The organism is Paenibacillus dendritiformis (assembly GCF_015845845.1).
GTDB classification, from domain to species: domain Bacteria; phylum Bacillota; class Bacilli; order Paenibacillales; family Paenibacillaceae; genus Paenibacillus_B; species Paenibacillus_B dendritiformis_C.
The window spans coordinates 1-18,057 of sequence record NZ_LDIG01000102.1; the positions used below are offsets into that span (position 1 = coordinate 1).

Genomic DNA, 18,057 nt, shown 5'->3' on the forward strand with positions numbered 1-18,057 from the left:
TTTAGAGAAGTTCTTTGATCGAGTCAACCATGACCGACTGATGGCGAAATTGGCAGAACGGATAACAGACAAAGGACTGTTAAAGCTAATCCGAAAGTATCTACAATCGGGGATACTTCGAAATGGACTTGTACAACCGAGCAGAAAGGGAACTCCGCAAGGAGGCCCCTTAAGTCCGCTCCTGTCCAATATTGTACTGGACGAGTTGGACAAGGAATTGGAGAAGAGACACCTGAAATTTGTAAGGTACGCAGATGACTGCAACATCTACGTAAAGACATGGAAGGCAGGAACTCGGGTAAAGCACTCGATAACGCAATTCATTGAAAAGAAACTAAAGTTAAAGGTCAACCAAGAGAAAAGTGCGGTAGACCGTCCGTGGAAACGAAAGTTTCTGGGGTTTAGCTTGAGTGCGGACAAAGAGAATCCTAAGGTGAGAATATCCAAATCGTCCCTGAAACGAGTGAAGGCGAAGATAAGGGAGCTTACCGCAAGGAAAAGTCCGGTCGCGATGAAAGAGCGGATAAGAGAGCTGAACCAGTACCTGACGGGATGGTGCGGATACTATGCACTGGCGGACACGCCAACCATTTTCGGAATCCTCGATTCATGGATACGCAGAAGATTGCGGATGTGCATCTGGAAGCAATGGAAGCTGCCAAGGACCAGGGTAAGAAACCTGATAGCCTTAGGTATCTCAAAGCAGAAGGCAAGGGAGTGGGGCAATTCACGGAAGAAATACTGGTGGTGCGCTCATAGTCCAATTCTCGATCGGGCCTTAAATAACAACTACTGGCTCGAACAAGGTTTGAGAAGTCTACAGGACAGATATAATCTATTGCGGAATATAACATGAACCGCCGTATACCGAACGGTATGTACGGTGGTGTGAGAGGTCGGGGGCTAGGCGCCCCCTCCTACTCGATTGTCTTGGGCGGGCCCGGTCCGTCCGCAGCGCTTGTCTGCTGTCGGGGCGCGCGGCAGCGGCTGGCGGAGAAAGAGAGCTGGGAAGAACGAGGGAAAAGGGTGTAAAGTTTCTGTATATGAGCGAATGGGATAATCGATCATGCGGCCCAAAACAGGACCGGACGAGAGGAACCCCGAACGGCGCAAGCTTATGAGTGAATGGGATAATGGAGTAAAGGAAGCGAATATGACCTATCGTGTAGCGGAACAAGGGACATAGAAACAAGAACACCGTTAGGACAACGGCGGGACGGCGCGAGCATATGAGCGAAGGGGATAATGGCCCAAAGGCGGCGATGATGACGATACGCGGATAGTGAAGCGAAATGCAGCGAATAGAAGCATCTGGCCAAGGGAAGGGAAAGGGCGCACGTAACGCAAAGAACCGGAGGAAGCTCCCCTTCCCCCGGTTCTCTATGCATGCGGGTTACTCTTTGGCGTACGGCTGCTCGTCACGGCGCTCGTCCGCCAGCGATTCGATGCTGTCGCGGCGGCGTTCGTTCTTCGCCTTCAACTGCGCCTGCTCGCCTTTGCTTATTTCATCTGCGTGCTCCGACAAATACTGCTCGCTCTCCCGCAGATTCTCCACGGTATTGTCGATTGCGTTCTGAATATGCGCTGCATTGTCCGCCCGGTTGTCCGGCTTTGGCATATGCAAGGCCTCCTTTGCCTTTCCGAGTATGGTGGACGCGGCGCGACAAGACAGACGGCCCCGAAGGTCCGCCTGCGCATGTCCGCGTTCGTGGCGTCATTTGATAAGGTGCATCAGCCGCCCGTTTTTTATGCCGGATGGCTGCCGCGCCTTATAGAAGCACCATGGGGGCAAGGCTGCCGGACTGCATGGCGGGAGAATCGGAACACGCGATTCGCGCATTCTATGGCGCTGACGCAATGTCGCGAAGAGACAGGCCATTCTGGATTCCTTTGAGCCAATCCTCATGATTGTAAGACAGTATCTCTTTGCGCAAATCAAGCATTTTCCGATCCAGCTCGTCTACGGCTTTGGCTGCTTCCGTCAATTCCTTAATGACGTGAGAAGGCACCTGCTGCTCGAATTTATAATAGATAATGTGCTCCAGGCTCGCCCAGAAATCCATGGCCAGCGTCCGCAGCTGAATCTCCACATATATCCAGCGCGTATCCTCGAACAGGACCAGCGGAACCTGGACGATAATATGAAGGCTCTGATAGCCGTTCGCCTTCGGATTGGCGATATAATCCTTGATTTCGGTAATGCGGATATCATCGCGGGTCTTCAAATGATCGAGTATCAGGTAGATGTCTTTGACGAACGCGCATACGATCCGCATTCCAGCCACGTCGTAGATCTTGTTCACAATCGAATCGAGGGTGAGCGGAAGGCCCTTGCGCTGCAGCTTATTGAAAATGCTGCTTGGCTCCTTAAGGCGTGTCTTAATATGCTCGATGGGCTCATAGCCGTTGCGAAGCTTCCACTCCGCTTGGATGACCTTGATCTTGGTCTCCAGCTCTTCCAGAGCCAATTGATACAATGTCGGGAGCTGCTTCACTTCTTCGTACTGCTTCATAATGATATCGGTCTGTGACATACGAATCTCCTCGTGTAATTGCGTAGTATGCAAGAGACATCGGCAAATGGATTACCGGATTGCCCGTATGCTTCTTCTATTGTAACGGATTCGGGGGCAGAATATCAAAGCACGCCCATCCGGCGGCCAATGCCGAGCCGCTGCGGAATGGAACCGCAGAGACCACAGGCTTGGCCAAAAAAGGCATCTCCTTTCCCATAGTAATCGCGGGTTCCTTCGTAGTATAATAAATCACCCCCGATACATCATGGCTGAGCGGGCTTGCGGGGCGCCCGATTTGTGAAGCAGTTGTTGTACATGTTCTGTATCAGTTGCGCATACGTTGAACAAGAGGCTTGGTTCTGGAACCGGCTCTGCACGGCAACGGATGGCATGCCCGCCATGGAAGAACGGAGGAAGCATTACCCCGATTGTGTGAAGGGTCTGTTTCGATCCGCGCCGTCCTGTGTATTGGGATAAGGGGCCATGTTCAACGGTGGGCATGGAAAGGGAGGGATTGCTTATGAATCGAATCTTGCAAAAGTTGAGAGAAGGCGCCAGCAAAGCATCGGAAAAGGCGCAAAATGTCATTGAAATCAATCGTTTGCAATCACAGATTGCGGCCCGGCGCAAAGAGATCGAGCAGAATGTGTATTTGATCGGCGAACGGGTATATGATGCCTATAAAAAGAAGGATTTGACGCTGGCGGAAGATGAGGTGATGGCGCTTGGAGACGCCAACCTGCTGCTGGAAGAAGAGATCAAACAGTTGGAATGGAAGGTGAGCGAGCTGCGCCATGAGAAGCGGTGCGAATGCGGAGAAGTGGCGCCGATAACTTCGAATTATTGCGCTGCCTGCGGCCGCAAGCTGCCGGAGGCGCCGGAGGAGCTGTTCGAAGAGGACGAGGAATGGGGCAAAGAGGAAGAGGAGACGAGAGTCTATACGCATCAACCGTCCTCTGTATCCGAATCGGCTCCTGCGGCGGAAGATGACGGCCGATGGGAGTCTCCGCAGTCGGAGGAAGACGGGGAGCGCGAGGCGGAGGCACGTTACACGTACCATCCGGACCGTCTCTCGTCTCGCGACGGCCTGGCAAGGCAGAAGGAGGATTTCTCCATCCCGCCGCTGGAGTCCAGCCGGTCCGGACGGGAGATGAATATTACCGTCGGCGGCAGACCGGTCCCGAAGCGGGAGGAGCCTTCCGTTCGCCGCTGCCCGAACTGCAATTCCGCCGCAGAGCCGGAGGCCAAGTGGTGCGAGCGCTGCGGCACGCCATTTATATGAACGGCGAAGAGCCGCGGGACGACTTGAAGAGAACCTGAGGGTTCTCTTTTTTATGCGGACTGTCGACAAATAGCGACCGTATTCGATGAAAAAATCTCCGGATTGAGTTACAATGACAACAGGGAACGCCAGGTGAACAGCCTTGGTATCTGACAGATGTATTCGTAGAGTGGGAGGCTGGCCTGATGGAAGGACTCGTACGGCATTTGCGAGCGCTCGGGTTCACGGAAATGGAAGCAAAGATTGTTGTAAGCTTGTCTGAGCAGGGCGCAATGACCGGATATGAAATCGCGAAAAAGCTGGGGGTATCCCGTTCCAACGTCTATGCCGCGCTGCAGCGCCTCGTCGATCAGGGCGTCATCCTTCACCGCAAGGGAGATCCGTCTCATTATGCGGCCCTGCCGGCGGAGGAGCTGACGAAGCTGCTGGCGGCCCGTCTGGAGACGTCGCTGCGCTATGTGGAGAAGCATATGCCTGCGGCGGAAGCGGACGGCAGCTCCTTCTACAGTGTCGAAGGGGAGCGGGCCGTATCGGATACGATCAAGCGCACGCTGCATGAAGCGGAGCGGGAGATTATCGTCGATGTATGGCCCGATGAAGCGGCCGAGCTGCGGGAGGAGCTGCTCCTGGCGGAAGCGCGGGGAGTGAAGGTGCTGTGGTCGATCGCCGGGCATGAAGGCCGGACGACCGAACGGATTTGGCCGATGTCGGGTACGGTGGAGAGCGAGCCGCGGCATTTCGCTTTTGTCGTCGACCGGCGGGAGACGCTGATTGGGGCGCGAGGCAGCGGGCACGCGACCAAAGCGCTGCTGACGGAGCACCCGGCCGTGACGCGCCTCGTCCTGAGCCATTTCTTGCAGGAGGCGGTGCTGTATGAACTGGAGCGGGAGATGGACCTTGACGGCCAGCGGCGCTTCAGCGAACGGATTGAGGAGATTATGGCCAAATATTTTGACTAATTTTCGAACTTTGTGAAAAATAAAACAAATTCCTGGAACGCGAATCAATTCATTGCGTATTGATTAATATAGGAAGAAATGTGATGCGTCGCTCTGCCAGGCCAAGCTTTCAAGAGAGCGTGATGCGCGGTGCATCGGGCGTGGCGCGACGGGCAGTCTACCATCTGGATGGAACCAAGCCGGGCGACAGCATAGAGGAGGAAGTCAGATGGAGTGCATTGTTCATTTTGAAGCGGTACATCGCGGAGCGGGAGAGATTGCGAAGCTGCGCGGGCTGGTCATGACGGAGGAAGGGAAGAAGCCGACGCCGCCGGAACTGGAAGAGATGTTCCGGATGATGGGATATAACGTGCGCTGCACGGATAAAGACAGTCTGATTTTCGAGCCGAATACGAGCGATGGCGATATTGAAGAGATTCGCGTCAAAAAGCTGGATATCGGGGAGGAATCCTACACCCCGGACATGCAGTTGCGCGCCATAGCCGAACAATTGATGAACAAGCCAAACCGGCCGATGTAGCGGAATGGGAGCGGACTTGTCCGGCAATGCGTTCGAATGAATAGAAGCAAGGCCTTCTTCCCGGACATGCGGTGACACGCATGCAGAGGAGAAGGCCTTGCTTCATTCCGGCCGGCTAAGCGCGCGCGCCGGACTCGTCCAGCATGGACGTGCAATGGGCGCAGCGTACGGCTTCCTTCGGAATTTCCGAGAGGCAGTATGGGCATTCCTTCGTGGTCGGCTCCGCCGGCGCTTCTTCTGCCTTCTTCCGGCGGTGCAGCATATTGGCGCCCTTCACGATAAGGAAGACGCAAAAAGCGACAATCAGGAAATCGATGATAACATTGATGAATTGGCCGTACGCAATGACGGCAACCCCGGCTTCTTGCGCTTGGGCAAGCGACAAGGAAGAGACGGGTTGTCCATTCACGACCAGATCCGGATCGAGCGGAATGAACAGATCCTTGAAGTTCATTCCGCCCAACAGCTTGCCGATCGGCGGCATGATGAGATCGTTGACGATGGAGGTGACGATTTTGTTGAACGCGCCTCCGATGATCACCCCGACGGCGAGATCGATAACATTGCCCCGAACGGCGAATTGCTTGAACTCTTCAAAAAAAGAGCCTACTTTTGATTTGGCCATCCGTATTCATTGTCCTTTCTTATATGAATTGGCCGTCCGAATGAGGACATACGGCCAGCATCATGGCAGCCGGGCGCAGCGCCCCGGTCAGCGCGAGCGCTGCGGAATCATCAACTGCAGCTTGCCCGGAGCGGCAGCGGCGTGCAGCGGGGTCGCCGAGACGCACTCTCCGTCCCCGTATGTCCAGCGGCGGATCGCGGAGCGGATGCCTACCTGCCGGCCGCGCAGCATGGTAACATACGGAAGCGTGCGATGGCGTCCCGAATAGACCGTCGGGAAGAGCCGCAGCAGTTCCCAGCGGCTGCAGCCGTGTACGACGCAGACATCCAATAGTCCGTCCCCGGCCTCGGCATCCGGACAGATCGGGATGCCGCCCCCGTAATAGGGGACGTTGGTGATGGCGGCGAGCCAGACGTCCTTGAAGGAGCGGTCTGCTCCATCCACGACGATGTCGGCATCTGCCGGCCGGAACCGGAACAAGGTGCGCAGCATGCCGTACACATACGCAAGCGAGCCGATGCCAAGACGGTTGAACCACCTTTTATAGCGGATCGAATTCACGTACTGCGCCACATCCGCATCGAATCCGGTCGCGAGCGCGGTCAGCGTCCATTGGCCGTTCGCATAAATCAGATCAACGATGGACCGCTGTCCATGGAGAATCGTATGCAGCGCCTCGAGCGGATCCGTCGGAAGGGAGAAGCCGCGCGCCGTATCGTTGCCCGAACCCGCGGGGATAATGCCCAGGGCTGCTTCCGTGGCGACCAGCAGCGGCAGAAGGCGGTGAATGGTGCCGTCTCCCCCGATCACGACGATGAGAGCGCCGGGATTGCGCTCCACATAGTGCCGGACCGCCTCCTCCGCTTCTTCTGCCGTCCGTGTAAGACTGGAGTCGTAAGGGATGTCGAATTGCCGCAGACAGTCCTCTACGCTGCGCCAGATCCATATTCCTCTTCCGTTCCCCGCATTGCGGTTCACCACAAACAGCATCATGCTCTCTCCTATGTCCATTCGAGTCCAACACGATGCTGGACCAGGGTCAACTATGATTCTCTTATCATAGCAAAACAGCGATGATTTGCGTGAACTTTTTGCAAGGAAGTTCCCGGCAAGGAGCAGGAAAAATAAGGGATTCGTCGAATGGATCGAATGGGCCATCGTATGCATGGACCGTTATCGCCAAAAAGGATTCCAGGGAGGCTGCTGCCGCATGTCCATGTTCAATCGTTTCTTGGCAAGCGCGATGTACGAAGGAAGCCAGATTGATACCTTGCTGGAGCGGGGGCGCTATGCGCCGGGCGAGCAGATGCGCGGCATCGTGAAGCTTCGCGGCGGCCCCTTGTCCCGAAGAATCGAAGGGATTCACTTGATTTTGCAGACCGATTATGCAGAACCGCACCTTCCGCAAGGCATATCGAGGGCCTGCACGCTGATGCGTTATCCCGTCTGTTCCTATGTGTGCGCGGGTCCGCTGGAGACGAAGGAGCTTCCTTTTTGCATTCAGCTTCCGGCTCATTTGCCCTTGACTATCGGAGAGACATCCGTCTGGCTGCAGACGGTGATGGAGAACGGGGAGGCGCGGGAGCCTTCGGATGAGGACCGGATTGAGGTGATTCCGAGCGTGGAGCAGAGCATCGTTATCGATGCGGTGAACCGGCTGGGCTTTCGGCTGCGAAGCATTCACTGCCTACCATGGGATGGAAGCGGTTTCCCTTCGTTCATGCAGCCGTTTGAATTCGTCGCCGCCTCTTCTTTCCAAGATTTGATCTCCGGTCTGCGGCTTGTATTTTGGCGGGGTGAGGAAGGGATGGAGCTGTATGTGTATACGGAGACGGCATGGGAAGAAATGAGGCTGAAGCCGCTCGCCGGCCCGATCGAAGCCGATCATAGAATAAAGCATTACAATCTGTCGGATATGGAATGGCGGCTGCTCGGCGCGGAGGAACTGGCGGAGGAACTGGCCGAATGGATTCGAACACAATATCGCTATGTAACCTGATAGAAGACGAGGGGCCCGCAGGCCCCGGTATCGTCAATCTTATTTATCGCCCCGATCGGTATGCTTGCGCGGATGCATCTGCTTCGGCGGCTCCTCTTCCGCTTTGGGCACGAGACGGGGATCGGTCCGGCCTTCATGGTGATTGTCGAACATGAACTCCTTCAGCTCCCACTCGGACGCGCCCAACTGCGGATCCGAGGGAAAGTGCTGGCCGCGGTGAAGCACTTCTTCCCGTCCCCATTCATTCGCGTATATGCCGTCCACCTCGACCCGATCGCGGGACATGGGATGCATCTTATATTGATTATGCTCCTGTTCTTTTGTCATCGGTGCGCAACTCCTTTTCTTCAGCATCCGTCTGCTGCGAGGGCGGTGCCGTCGCGCAGGCTCCCTATTATAGATGCCCCCTGTCAACGAATTGTATCCGGGTCCGGTTCGCTGCCCGGCTGTCTGGGCGCGGGCTTACCTTTCCGCGAACCAGCGGGAAGGGAACAACAAATAAATAATGGAAATGGCGGCGAACAGGCCGGCGCTGATCCAGATAACCGTGCCGGCGGACGACGCGCTCGCGATGACGCCTCCGATTACGGGGCCGAGCAGCACCCCGATCCCTTCCACGGTGGAGAGCAGACTCCAGCCCAGACCTTTATTCCCCGGCGGGACATACAGCGCCAGCAGCGCGTTCCAGGCCGGCAGCACCGCGGAATAGGATATGCCGAGCAGCACGGCCAATCCGTAAGCGAAGATGACGGACGGATAGAGGGACAGCGAAGCGAGCGCCAGGCCGAAGATGCCGAAGCCGATAATCAGGAACGGCTTGCGGCCGACGCGGTCCGACCATTTGCCCATCGGGACAAGCCCGAGCACAGTGAAGCCGCCGCCAAGGACGAGCAGCACCGAGTACTGCTGGCTCGAGAAGGAGAGCGCCTCCGCGGCGAAGGTCGGCAGAATGGGGACGAGCATGCTCGCGCCCAGTGTCTGGAGAATCATGCCCGGGAGAAGCGGCTTCATCGCCTTCACTTTCGCCAGCAGGGCGTCCCACTGCTGCTTGAACGGAGCCGGCGTTGCCCCGGCCAATTGCTGCTTGCCGCCCCTGATGAAGAAGCTGAGCGCCCACGCGATGCCCGATAAGGCGAACAGCAGCAGAAAGGCGGTCTGCGGGCGCTTGTCCACGATCAGGTTGAGCACGACCGGGCCTGCCCCCATCCCCACAAGCCAGATCGTATAGAGAAATCCCATCTGCGCGGCCCGGTTCTCTTCCTTCACCTTGGTGAGGCAGACGATCCATACCGGAGAGATGCCGACGCCATACAGGGCGGCCGCCGCGATGAACAGCCAGTCGCTTGAACCGTAATAGAACAGGCCGATGCCTGCGAATGAAATCAATAAACCGGCATTGATGATGAGCCGGGGGGAGAAGCGGTCAAGCAAATATCCAATCCCCATTTTCAAAATCGTATCCGTTAAATAATGAGCGGTAATGGCCGTTCCGATAATGGCCAGACTGATATGCAATGTATTTTTTCCGTAAATAGGAATGAATGAAATCAGGGCCGCTCCCCGAACGAACTCCACAAAAAATAAAATAATAGCCAACAATGCGATGTCTCTGCCCAATCCAAGTCCCCGTAATCCCTTCAAGCAAGTAACGCCCCTTTCCTAATTATCCCATTATAGCGTGTCCGGCAACCGCTTGCCAGCAAGCGGGACAGGACGCCGGGAGCCGTGCTTCAGAGCCCGCGCCCCGGAAGCGCCGGAGTTATGGCGAAAAAAGCGGAATAGCGGTTCACTTCTAGGGTGCCCGATTCATTGGCGTGGCGAACATTAGCGGTGTGTTTTTGCTGCGCTTTCGAATATGTTATAATAAAGAAACGGTTGCGAATTTCCAGAAAGAGAAGCGATACGTCCAGGCTGTACTCCATTGCGGAGCATGTTCTACAACGCTTTTGGGAGGGAATTTTCATGGCAACGAAAGGTCACAACGAGGTGAAAGAAAGTTTGTTGGAGATGACTCGCATTTTCCGTCCGAAGAATCCGCGGAAGTTTGTGAGGGAGTATATCCGGAAGTACCGGATTATGGGAGGCTATGAAGACGAACTAACTCATCTTGTAGAGCTTGAGCTTGGCAAGATTGACAGCAGCGTGTCGTAATTCACGCAGTCACGGCAGAGACGCAGGCAGATGGATGTATCGGCCGCGTTCAGGACGTGTGGCAATCAGGAAGGCGTCATTTTTTAGATATAGAGATAATAAGCGCTCCGAACAGGTCGGAGCGCTTTTTTTGCGTCCTGCGACGAGGAAGGGGCCTCACTTACCGCATATAGCGGCGCAGATCTTCACGGATAATGTCCTGCACCGATTCCAGCGACTCCCCCGGATAGGCTCGCAACGCGTGAATCGATACCGAATTGAACAGCTCCTTATTGGCGCTCGTGTATACTTTGGCGATACTCGGGTCATGACGCCGAATAGCCGTGTCCACCGTATGCAGGAATTCATCGGACAGATCGTCCATCCGCTCCAGCGTGCGCATAGGGCTGTGCTTGGTCGCAATCCGGGGAACCTTGCGCTTCATCTCGTCGTCGAGAACGCCGCTGGTTTCGATTCGTCCCATGCCGTATTGCTCCCGCGTCCCTTTTCCGCCTCGCCCGTTCACCCCGTTGGCGGTCCCGTCGAGTGTCAAAGACACGTAGGCCGTGTCGTTCCACCTTAGAACATAGCCGACGGCGACCCCGTCAATGTTGCTGACGAGAGCGCTCAGCGGACGGTCCACATACAATGTGTTGGGACGATGCACTTCCGGGCGGGCGAATCGTTTCCGCTCCAGACTGTTGCCCTTGGCGCTGTAATCCGGCGTGGCGATATCGGAATCGGTCGGGGTCGAGGGCCTCTTTTCCAGGGGCTGCACCGTCTTCCGGTTCGCGTAATTGGCGGTCGTGTTTCCGTCGTAGGATCTCGTCTTCTCGGACCGATAGCCGATACACCCCGTCAAGCCGATGGCAATGCTTAGCGCACAGACGGTATAAGTGACAATTGAGTGAACATTCCGTTTATGTTGGTGACCATTATTTGACGACATAAGCATCCCTCCTTCACGATTTACTTTATTTTTCTGAAAAACGGGTATAAGTATGCAGGGGAGCACCGCCGTCAATGTTTGAGAATCGAAAATTTGACAACATCTTCTTGCTTTCGACACATTTCGATAGGGGTAAAATCATTTTGTAAGCGTTTGCATTTGTTGATATAACGGGCCAAAATGACTTTCTGAACACTTTGTGAACTCCCTCCGAAACATTGACAAATAAAATATTGGAAATTATATTTAGGTAAGTGATTGTATTAATTGACAGGATTACGACATCCGTGCTAGAGCCGGTGACTCCATGGGGACCGGTTGGATAGCTATGTGCATGCGTAAGCGCATGCAACATGCCGCTGCCTGACACGGTCGAAGCCTTTCTTCCGTACCGATTTGAAGCGTGCCGAGAGGATTGGAATACCGCGCGTGGAGCATAATGTATACGTTCGCATGAATGTATGCCGATGCTTTCGGACAGAAAGGCCAGTGAAGGGGCATGAGATGCGGTAATCAGCGAAAACGTACAAAGTGGGGTTGATCAATGATGAAACGGTGGCATGCAGTGAAGCGACTCCTTCCTCTGTTAGCCGGGCTCGTCTTGCTGCTCAGCGCTTGTGGCCGCGCGGATTTGTCCGCTCTCAATCCACAGGGGCCGATAGCAGAGGGTCAGTTCGGTCTGATGAAGATTGCGATTTCGATTATGACGCTCGTAGTCGTTGCCGTATTCGCGCTTTCCATTTATGCCGTCATCCGCTTCCGCAGACGGCCGGGTGACCAATCGATTCCGAAGCAAGTCGAAGGCAATCACAAGATGGAGGTTATTTGGACGGTTATTCCGATTCTCCTCTTGATTATTCTGGCAGTGCCGACCGTGAAGTACGTCTTCGCCTTCGCTGAAGATTACAGCAAGGATCCGGACGCTATCAAGGTCAAGGTAACCGCGCACCAATTCTGGTGGGAATTTGAATACCCTGAACTGGGCGTACATACAGCACAGGATCTAGTCATCCCGACAGGGAAAAATGTGGCGGTCGAGTTGCGGACGGCCGACGTTCTCCACTCGTTCTGGGTACCTGCTCTCGCAGGGAAGATGGACACCAACCCGTCGGGCAACGTGAATAAAATGTACTTCAGCGCGAACGAAGTTGGGGTATACCGGGGCAAGTGCGCCGAGTTGTGCGGACAGTCCCACGCCTTGATGGAGTTCAAGGTCAAATCGGTAAGCGAGGAGACGTTCAACGCTTGGGTTAATGAGATGAAGGCAGAGCCCAAGCCGTTCGAAGGCGATGCGCAAGTCGCCGAGAGCTTCAAGCAGAACTGCCTGACTTGCCACGCTATCGATAATGCGCCTTCCCTCGGCCCGAACCTGAAGGGAACGGGAAGCCGCGAAGCTGTCGCCGGCATCATGCTCAACCGGGATACGATTGACGAGCCGATTGAGCAGCAAGTGGTGGAAGATCATTTACGCCAGTGGATTCTGAATCCGCAGAAGGTGAAGCCAGGGAATACGATGCCTAAATTCGAGGGCGTATTGTCAGAGAAAGAGCTGGACGGCATTGTAAAATATCTGGCGGAATACAAACTTGATTCTCTGAAAGAAATCAATAAGCAATAGAAAAGCATCTTCTAGGGGAGGTAACGACCTTGGCTCACACGGTGAAGCGTCATCGCGGCTTAATGGATTGGCTGACGACGGTCGACCATAAGAAGATAGGTATTCTGTACCTTATTGCCGGAGGCTTGTTCTTCGGTATCGGCGGTATTGAGGCCATCTTGATACGTATACAATTGATCAAACCGAATTTCGAGTTCGTGGATGCTCAGACATTCAACGAATTGATTACGATGCATGGAACGACCATGATCTTCCTGGGCGCCATGCCACTCATATTCGCCCTAATGAATGCAATTGTCCCGCTGCAGATCGGGGCGCGGGACGTTGCGTTCCCGTTCCTGAACGCGCTCGGCTTCTGGACATTCTTCTTCGGAGGGCTGCTTCTCAACCTGAGCTGGCTGTTGGGCGGGGTGCCCGACGCAGGCTGGACCTCCTATGTTCCATTGTCCAGTACGGACTACAGCCAGCATCACGGAGTTGACTTTTATGTTCTCGGGCTGCAGATTTCCGGTCTCGGAACGCTGATCGGCGGAATTAACTTTCTGGCTACGATTATTAACATGCGTGCGCCGGGCATGTCATTCATGCGGATGCCGATGTTCACCTGGACGGCGTTCATTACGTCCGCGCTCATTTTGTTCGCTTTCCCTGCCGTTACGGTAGGTCTCGTCTTGCTCATGTTCGACCGTCTTTTCGGAGGGAACTTTTTCTATACGCCGAATGGCGGCAACGTCGTTCTATGGCAGCATATTTTCTGGTTGTTCGGTCACCCTGAAGTATATATTCTGATTCTTCCGGCGTTCGGTATTATCTCGGATGTCGTCAGCACATTCTCGCGCAAGCGTCTGTTCGGGTACAGCTCGATGGTTTTCGCCACCGTGCTCATCGGATTCCTGGGCTTCATGGTCTGGGCGCACCATATGTTCACGGTCGGTCTGGGACCGGTTGCGAACGCGCTCTTCTCGGTAGCGACGATGCTGATTGCCGTTCCGACGGGGATCAAAATATTTAACTGGGTATTTACGTTATGGGGCGGTTCGATTAAGTTCACCACCGCCAATCTATTTGCCGTAGGCTTTATCCCTACGTTCGTTATGGGGGGCGTAACCGGGGTCATGCTGGCCGCGGCGCCGGCAGACTTCCAGTTCCATGACACCTATTTCGTCGTAGCCCACTTCCACTATACGATTGTAGGCGGGCTGATTCTTGGCTTGTTCGCGGGCTTCCATTACTGGTGGCCGAAGATGTTCGGCCGGATGCTGAACGAGAAGATAGGCAAGGCCACGTTCTGGATGTTCTGGATCGGCTTCCAGTTGACGTTCTTCGTTCAACACTTCCTCGGTTTGATCGGGATGCAGCGCCGCATCTTTACGTATTTGCCGAACCAGGGCTTCGATACGATGAACCTCATCAGTACGATCGGGGCGCTGATGATGGGGGTTGGGGTATTGCTTTTCCTGACAAACATTGTGGTCTCGCACCGCCAGAAGCAGGTTGTGGGCAACGATCCTTGGGAAGACGGACGCACGCTGGAGTGGACGATTCCTTCTCCGCCGCCGGAGTATAACTTCAAGCAGACTCCGCTTGTGCGCGGCTATGACGCTTGGTGGAAAGAAAAGATGGAAGGCCGTACGGAGATGACGCCGGCCGAACCGGTTGGGGCGATCCATATGCCTTCACCTTCCATCTTGCCGTTCATGATGTCCGTCGGCCTGTTCATCGCCGGCTTCGGATTCATGTTCGCCAAGGACGATTTCAAAAATGGGGCATTGAATTTCCTGTTCAACAACCATCTCATTGCGATTATTGGATTGTTGATTACGTTCGCCTGCATGGTCATTCGTTCCGTCAAAGACGATCACGGCTATCATATTGAACCGGAAGAGTTGGAGCAGAAGGGGGTAAAAGCATGAGCGCACCTGCACACCACGCTGACGGCCAATGGCCGCACGAACCGGAAAAAGCGACGTTAGACGGCCGCAATAAAGTAATTGGCTTCTGGCTTTTCCTTGGCGGCGAAGCGGTGTTGTTCGGCACGCTGTTCGCGACGTTCCTTGCGCTCCGCGATCAGATTGGCGACGGTCCGGCTGCCAATGAGCTGTTCCAGCTTCCGATGATTGCGGCGGCAACGGCCATCCTGCTGGTAAGTTCGTTGACGAGCGTATTCGCGGTTCAAGCTCTGCACCGCAAGGACGTCAAGTCTCTGATTACGTGGCTGATCGTGACCGTCGTCCTTGGCTTCTGCTTCTTGGGATTGGAAATTTACGAATTCGTCGAGTACGTCCATGAAGGCCATACGTTTACGACGAGCGCCTTCAGTACATCGTTCTATACGCTGGTCGGATTCCACGGCGCGCATGTTGCTTTCGGCGTCGTCTGGATCTCCATCCTGATCGGCCAGCTTTTCAAGAAAGGGCTGAACCTGGTTACGGCGCCTAAGGTGTATGTGTCGGCTATTTACTGGCACTTCATCGACGTCGTATGGGTATTCATCTTTACGGTTGTCTACTTGATGGGAAAGGTGGGGTAAGCGATGGCAGCTCAAAACGTGGCATCCAACTCGTCGAATCGCCGTCATAAGCATGAAGGAAAGCAAAAGCATATCATTGCTTTTATCTTCTCCATCGTACTGACGCTTATCGCCTTTGTAATGGTAGCTTCCGCCGGTATCGTTAACAAGACCTTCACCTATATTTTGCTGCTTGTCATGGCTGTTCTGCAGGTCGTCATTCAAATGGCCTACTGGATGCATATGAAGGACAAAGGCCATATGCTGCCCATTGTCTTTATGATAGGTGGAGCTTTCGTCGCATTCTTGGCGATTATTATGGCCGTATACTGGGTCTGGTGGTAAGCCGAATCGGATATTTAGAAAGAGGGGACGCACAGGCGTCGCCTCTTTTTCCGTAATAGAGCAAAATGTGGCGAAATGATGGCATCCGCGAGAGAAGGAGATGAACGAGATTGTTTGAATTAACGAAATACTTTAGCCCGTATGATGTATGGAGTCCGTTGTTTCTTGTCTCTTCGGTGCTTGTTGTCATTCTCTATCTGGGAATTACGGGCCCGTATAGACGAGTGTTCGCCCAGACTAACCCTGTTCCCGTATCCAAAAAGCTGATGTTCATCAGCGGCGTGCTGCTGTTATATCTGGCCCAAGGGGGGCCGCTTAACATCATGAGCCATATGATGCTGACGTTCCATATGCTGATGATGGCCATCACGTACATTATTGTCCCGCCATTGATTCTATTAGGCATCCCGGCCTGGCTGTGGAAGTACTTGCTCGATCGCAAGCCGCTGCGGCGGCTGAAAGGATTGATGCACCCGATCCTCATGGCCCTGCTGTTCAATGCTTTGTTCTCGTTCTACCATGTACCTGCGATTCATGATTATGTGATGACGCATTATGCGGTTCATGTCGTCTATTATATTGTCCTGTTCATCGCATCCATGATCATGTGGTGGCCGATTGTCGTGCCTGTCCCGGAGTGGGTTATGCTGGCAGACGTCAAGAAGATGGGCTATATCTTCTTGAACGGCGTCCTGATTACGCCGGCGTGCGCGCTTATAATTTTTGCAGGCGAGCCGTTGTATGCGACTTATGTGGACAAGGAAACGTGGATTCAAGCGATGGGCTACTGTCTAACCGGCGATCCGAGCAAGCTGCTGGCCGCTTTTGACGGCCCTGAATTCTTCAACTGGTTCTCGCCGGTGGAGGATCAGCAGCTGGGCGGCATCGTGATGAAGCTGGTGCAAGAGATTATGTTCGGCTGCATTCTCTATTATGTCTTCATTCATTGGTACCGCAGAGAAAGCAAAGAGGATGACGATATTGTGGACACTCTTCCGGAAGGGCAGCTCCATTGAGAGAATTGGTTTATAATGAAAGGCAAGTCTGAGTTGAGGTAGAGGAGGCATACCATTCGTGGATTTGTATAATCTTATGCCTGCGGTAAGCACGACATTTATCGTCATTAGCGCGATTCTGGTCGCGATCGGCTGGGCGCTTATCATCAAGGGCAAGCGCGAGGCGCACAAGAAGACGATGATCGCGGCAGCCGTAGCCGCCCTTCTGTTCTTTATCATTTACGTATCACGGACCATATTTGTCGGCAATACATCCTGGGGCGGCCCTGAAGGATTGAAGACGATCTATCTCATTTTCCTGCTGTTCCATATTGTGCTCGCTACCGTGGCGGCCGTATTCGGCATTACGACATTGATTAGCGGATTCCGCTCCAAATTCAAGCTGCATCGCAAAATCGGAAAAATCACCTCGATTATTTGGTTCATTACCGCCATCACCGGCGTTACCGTATATGTGCTTCTTTATATACTGTACCCTGGCGGACATACGAAGCCGGTCATCGAAGCCATCTTTGGCTAGATGCGCACTCAACCCCCCTATGCTTGCTCCCGTTAAGGGAGCACGGCATGGGGGCATTTTCTTGGTGCCGGCTACAATCGCGATCAAGCATTCCGGACGAAGGAAGATCCCTGCCCCGGAATGCTTTTTTTATGGATGTCAACCTGAAAACGCATACCGCTAGAAACAAGTATTGACATTAAAAAGGCAAAGTGAGTATACTGTGTATAAAGATATACATAGTGAGCACAGTGATCATGGAGCCTGCGCCTTCAAGATGCAGGATACGAGAGAACTGAATCTCCATCGATGGATTCGAGAAGTGAGGGGATACCGGTGAATAAGCAGTGGAAGGATGCGTGGATGCTGGTCAAGACGGACCTGGTTCGCTTTAAATGGGGGGTCTTGTTCACGCTGTTGTTCAGTGGTTATATGGGGGCTATTTCGACGCTGATGCTGAATGGCTTGTTGAAACCGGATCAGGAGGGCGATACTTTAGTTCTGCGAGCGGTTTTTGATTTTGTCTACCTTATCTCCTTGCCGAATTTCGGATTCTTTTTCTCCCGGCGAAACATGCGCTATCTGCAGGAGGATGCTTATACGAAATGGATGAAGAGGCTGTGCATGATGCCGATTGATGCAGGTACGATCGCGCTCTCGCGCTATTTGATGCTGGCGGTGGCCTTCGTCATAAATATGGGGGTGTTCTTGACCCTGCAGATGATGCTCAGCGACAGACTGCAATCGACCTTCTCGCCGCTATCGCTCATCGCCTATGTGCTCGTTCTGACCGCGTACTCTGTCGTGGTTCAGACGGTGTACATCCAGTTTGAACTAGGCAAGCATGCCGGGGGCTACCAGCGACTCGTCTTTATTGTAATGTTCATCATACTTGCCCTCTCTGTTATCGTGGCCTTGTCCGGGGGAAGCATGATGATGGCCGTCATCTATATCGCCAAGCATTATCCGTGGATAAGCGGTTTGATCGCCGCAGGCGTCATTGTCCAGACATTCGTTATCGGCATAGCCGCCACCCGGAATACGATTCGCAATCGGGATCTCGATTAGACGCGGGCAGTCTCTGTACGGG

The 18,057-nt window shown here is 54.0% G+C and carries 20 protein-coding genes; 13 read left to right on the top strand and 7 right to left on the bottom strand.

What is annotated here, in order from left to right:
- A partial coding sequence (locus ABD76_RS08410; RefSeq protein ID WP_197255939.1) for a reverse transcriptase domain-containing protein occupies positions 1 to 856 on the top strand: 856 nt, incomplete at its 5' end.
- A 537-nt stretch (positions 857 to 1,393) separates the two neighbouring features.
- Here the strand turns inward: ABD76_RS08410 and tlp are convergent.
- Entirely contained in the window at positions 1,394 to 1,618 is a 225-nt protein-coding gene (gene tlp, locus ABD76_RS08415; protein WP_197255941.1) for a small acid-soluble spore protein Tlp, read from the bottom strand.
- Positions 1,619 to 1,841: 223 nt separating this feature from the next.
- Positions 1,842 to 2,534: a GTP pyrophosphokinase gene (locus tag ABD76_RS08420; protein ID WP_197255943.1), complete on the bottom strand. Its 693-nt coding sequence runs from the start codon at positions 2,532 to 2,534 to the stop codon at positions 1,842 to 1,844.
- Positions 2,535 to 3,036: 502 nt separating this feature from the next.
- Here ABD76_RS08420 and ABD76_RS08425 point away from each other — a divergent pair.
- From ABD76_RS08425 to ABD76_RS08435, 3 genes are all read left to right on the top strand, one after another.
- The gene (locus ABD76_RS08425) at positions 3,037 to 3,798 is read left to right on the top strand and encodes a zinc ribbon domain-containing protein (protein WP_197255945.1); all 762 of its coding nucleotides are present in this window, start codon (positions 3,037 to 3,039) and stop codon (positions 3,796 to 3,798) included.
- A gap of 185 nt (positions 3,799 to 3,983) precedes the next feature.
- Positions 3,984 to 4,757, top strand: coding sequence for a TrmB family transcriptional regulator (locus tag ABD76_RS08430; RefSeq protein WP_197255947.1), 774 nt, complete (start codon positions 3,984 to 3,986; stop codon positions 4,755 to 4,757).
- Between the two features lie 208 nt (positions 4,758 to 4,965).
- Entirely contained in the window at positions 4,966 to 5,277 is a 312-nt protein-coding gene (locus tag ABD76_RS08435) for a dipeptidyl aminopeptidase (protein WP_197255949.1), read from the top strand.
- Positions 5,278 to 5,392: 115 nt separating this feature from the next.
- Here the strand turns inward: ABD76_RS08435 and mscL are convergent, their stop codons facing one another.
- Together mscL and ABD76_RS08445 are read right to left on the bottom strand one after the other, a co-directional pair.
- Positions 5,393 to 5,902, bottom strand: a complete 510-nt coding sequence (gene mscL / locus ABD76_RS08440) for a large conductance mechanosensitive channel protein MscL (protein ID WP_197255951.1) — start codon at positions 5,900 to 5,902, stop codon at positions 5,393 to 5,395.
- Positions 5,903 to 5,989: 87 nt separating this feature from the next.
- Positions 5,990 to 6,895: a diacylglycerol/lipid kinase family protein gene (locus tag ABD76_RS08445; RefSeq protein WP_242069456.1), complete on the bottom strand. Its 906-nt coding sequence runs from the start codon at positions 6,893 to 6,895 to the stop codon at positions 5,990 to 5,992.
- 217 nt (positions 6,896 to 7,112) lie between these two features.
- Here ABD76_RS08445 and ABD76_RS08450 point away from each other — a divergent pair, with 217 nt between their 5' ends.
- Positions 7,113 to 7,901, top strand: a complete 789-nt coding sequence (locus ABD76_RS08450; protein ID WP_197255953.1) for a sporulation protein — start codon at positions 7,113 to 7,115, stop codon at positions 7,899 to 7,901.
- Positions 7,902 to 7,940: 39 nt separating this feature from the next.
- Here the strand turns inward: ABD76_RS08450 and ABD76_RS08455 are convergent, their stop codons facing one another.
- Positions 7,941 to 8,228 carry a transposase gene (locus ABD76_RS08455; RefSeq protein ID WP_197255954.1) on the bottom strand — a complete coding sequence of 96 codons (288 nt, stop codon included), beginning with the start codon at positions 8,226 to 8,228 and terminating at the stop codon, positions 7,941 to 7,943.
- A 135-nt stretch (positions 8,229 to 8,363) separates the two neighbouring features.
- Positions 8,364 to 9,542 (bottom strand): MFS transporter, encoded by a 1,179-nt coding sequence (locus ABD76_RS08460; protein ID WP_197255956.1) that lies wholly within the window; start codon positions 9,540 to 9,542, stop codon positions 8,364 to 8,366.
- 321 nt (positions 9,543 to 9,863) lie between these two features.
- On the opposite strand from ABD76_RS08460, the gene ABD76_RS08465 reads away from it, so the two are divergent.
- On the top strand, positions 9,864 to 10,052 hold the full coding sequence (locus ABD76_RS08465) for a hypothetical protein (RefSeq protein ID WP_006677863.1): 189 nt from the start codon (positions 9,864 to 9,866) through the stop codon (positions 10,050 to 10,052).
- A 160-nt stretch (positions 10,053 to 10,212) separates the two neighbouring features.
- On the opposite strand, the gene ABD76_RS08470 is transcribed toward ABD76_RS08465, so the two are convergent.
- On the bottom strand, positions 10,213 to 10,980 hold the full coding sequence (locus tag ABD76_RS08470) for a hypothetical protein (protein ID WP_197255958.1): 768 nt from the start codon (positions 10,978 to 10,980) through the stop codon (positions 10,213 to 10,215).
- A gap of 544 nt (positions 10,981 to 11,524) precedes the next feature.
- Here ABD76_RS08470 and coxB point away from each other — a divergent pair.
- From coxB to ABD76_RS08505, 7 genes are all read left to right on the top strand, one after another.
- Positions 11,525 to 12,598, top strand: coding sequence for a cytochrome c oxidase subunit II (gene coxB / locus ABD76_RS08475; RefSeq protein ID WP_197255960.1), 1,074 nt, complete (start codon positions 11,525 to 11,527; stop codon positions 12,596 to 12,598).
- Positions 12,599 to 12,660: 62 nt separating this feature from the next.
- The gene (ctaD, locus tag ABD76_RS08480; protein ID WP_197256011.1) at positions 12,661 to 14,511 is read left to right on the top strand and encodes a cytochrome c oxidase subunit I; all 1,851 of its coding nucleotides are present in this window, start codon (positions 12,661 to 12,663) and stop codon (positions 14,509 to 14,511) included.
- Entirely contained in the window at positions 14,508 to 15,128 is a 621-nt protein-coding gene (locus ABD76_RS08485) for a cytochrome (ubi)quinol oxidase subunit III (RefSeq protein ID WP_197255962.1), read from the top strand. Before ctaD ends, ABD76_RS08485 begins: the two co-directional genes overlap by 4 nt.
- A gap of 3 nt (positions 15,129 to 15,131) precedes the next feature.
- On the top strand, positions 15,132 to 15,452 hold the full coding sequence (locus ABD76_RS08490; RefSeq protein WP_197255964.1) for a cytochrome C oxidase subunit IV family protein: 321 nt from the start codon (positions 15,132 to 15,134) through the stop codon (positions 15,450 to 15,452).
- A 110-nt stretch (positions 15,453 to 15,562) separates the two neighbouring features.
- Positions 15,563 to 16,468 carry a cytochrome c oxidase assembly factor CtaG gene (ctaG, locus tag ABD76_RS08495; protein WP_197255966.1) on the top strand — a complete coding sequence of 302 codons (906 nt, stop codon included), beginning with the start codon at positions 15,563 to 15,565 and terminating at the stop codon, positions 16,466 to 16,468.
- 58 nt (positions 16,469 to 16,526) lie between these two features.
- The gene (locus ABD76_RS08500) at positions 16,527 to 16,988 is read left to right on the top strand and encodes a DUF420 domain-containing protein (RefSeq protein WP_197255968.1); all 462 of its coding nucleotides are present in this window, start codon (positions 16,527 to 16,529) and stop codon (positions 16,986 to 16,988) included.
- Between the two features lie 315 nt (positions 16,989 to 17,303).
- The gene (locus ABD76_RS08505; protein WP_197255970.1) at positions 17,304 to 18,035 is read left to right on the top strand and encodes an ABC-2 transporter permease; all 732 of its coding nucleotides are present in this window, start codon (positions 17,304 to 17,306) and stop codon (positions 18,033 to 18,035) included.
- Positions 18,036 to 18,057 lie beyond the last annotated feature (22 nt).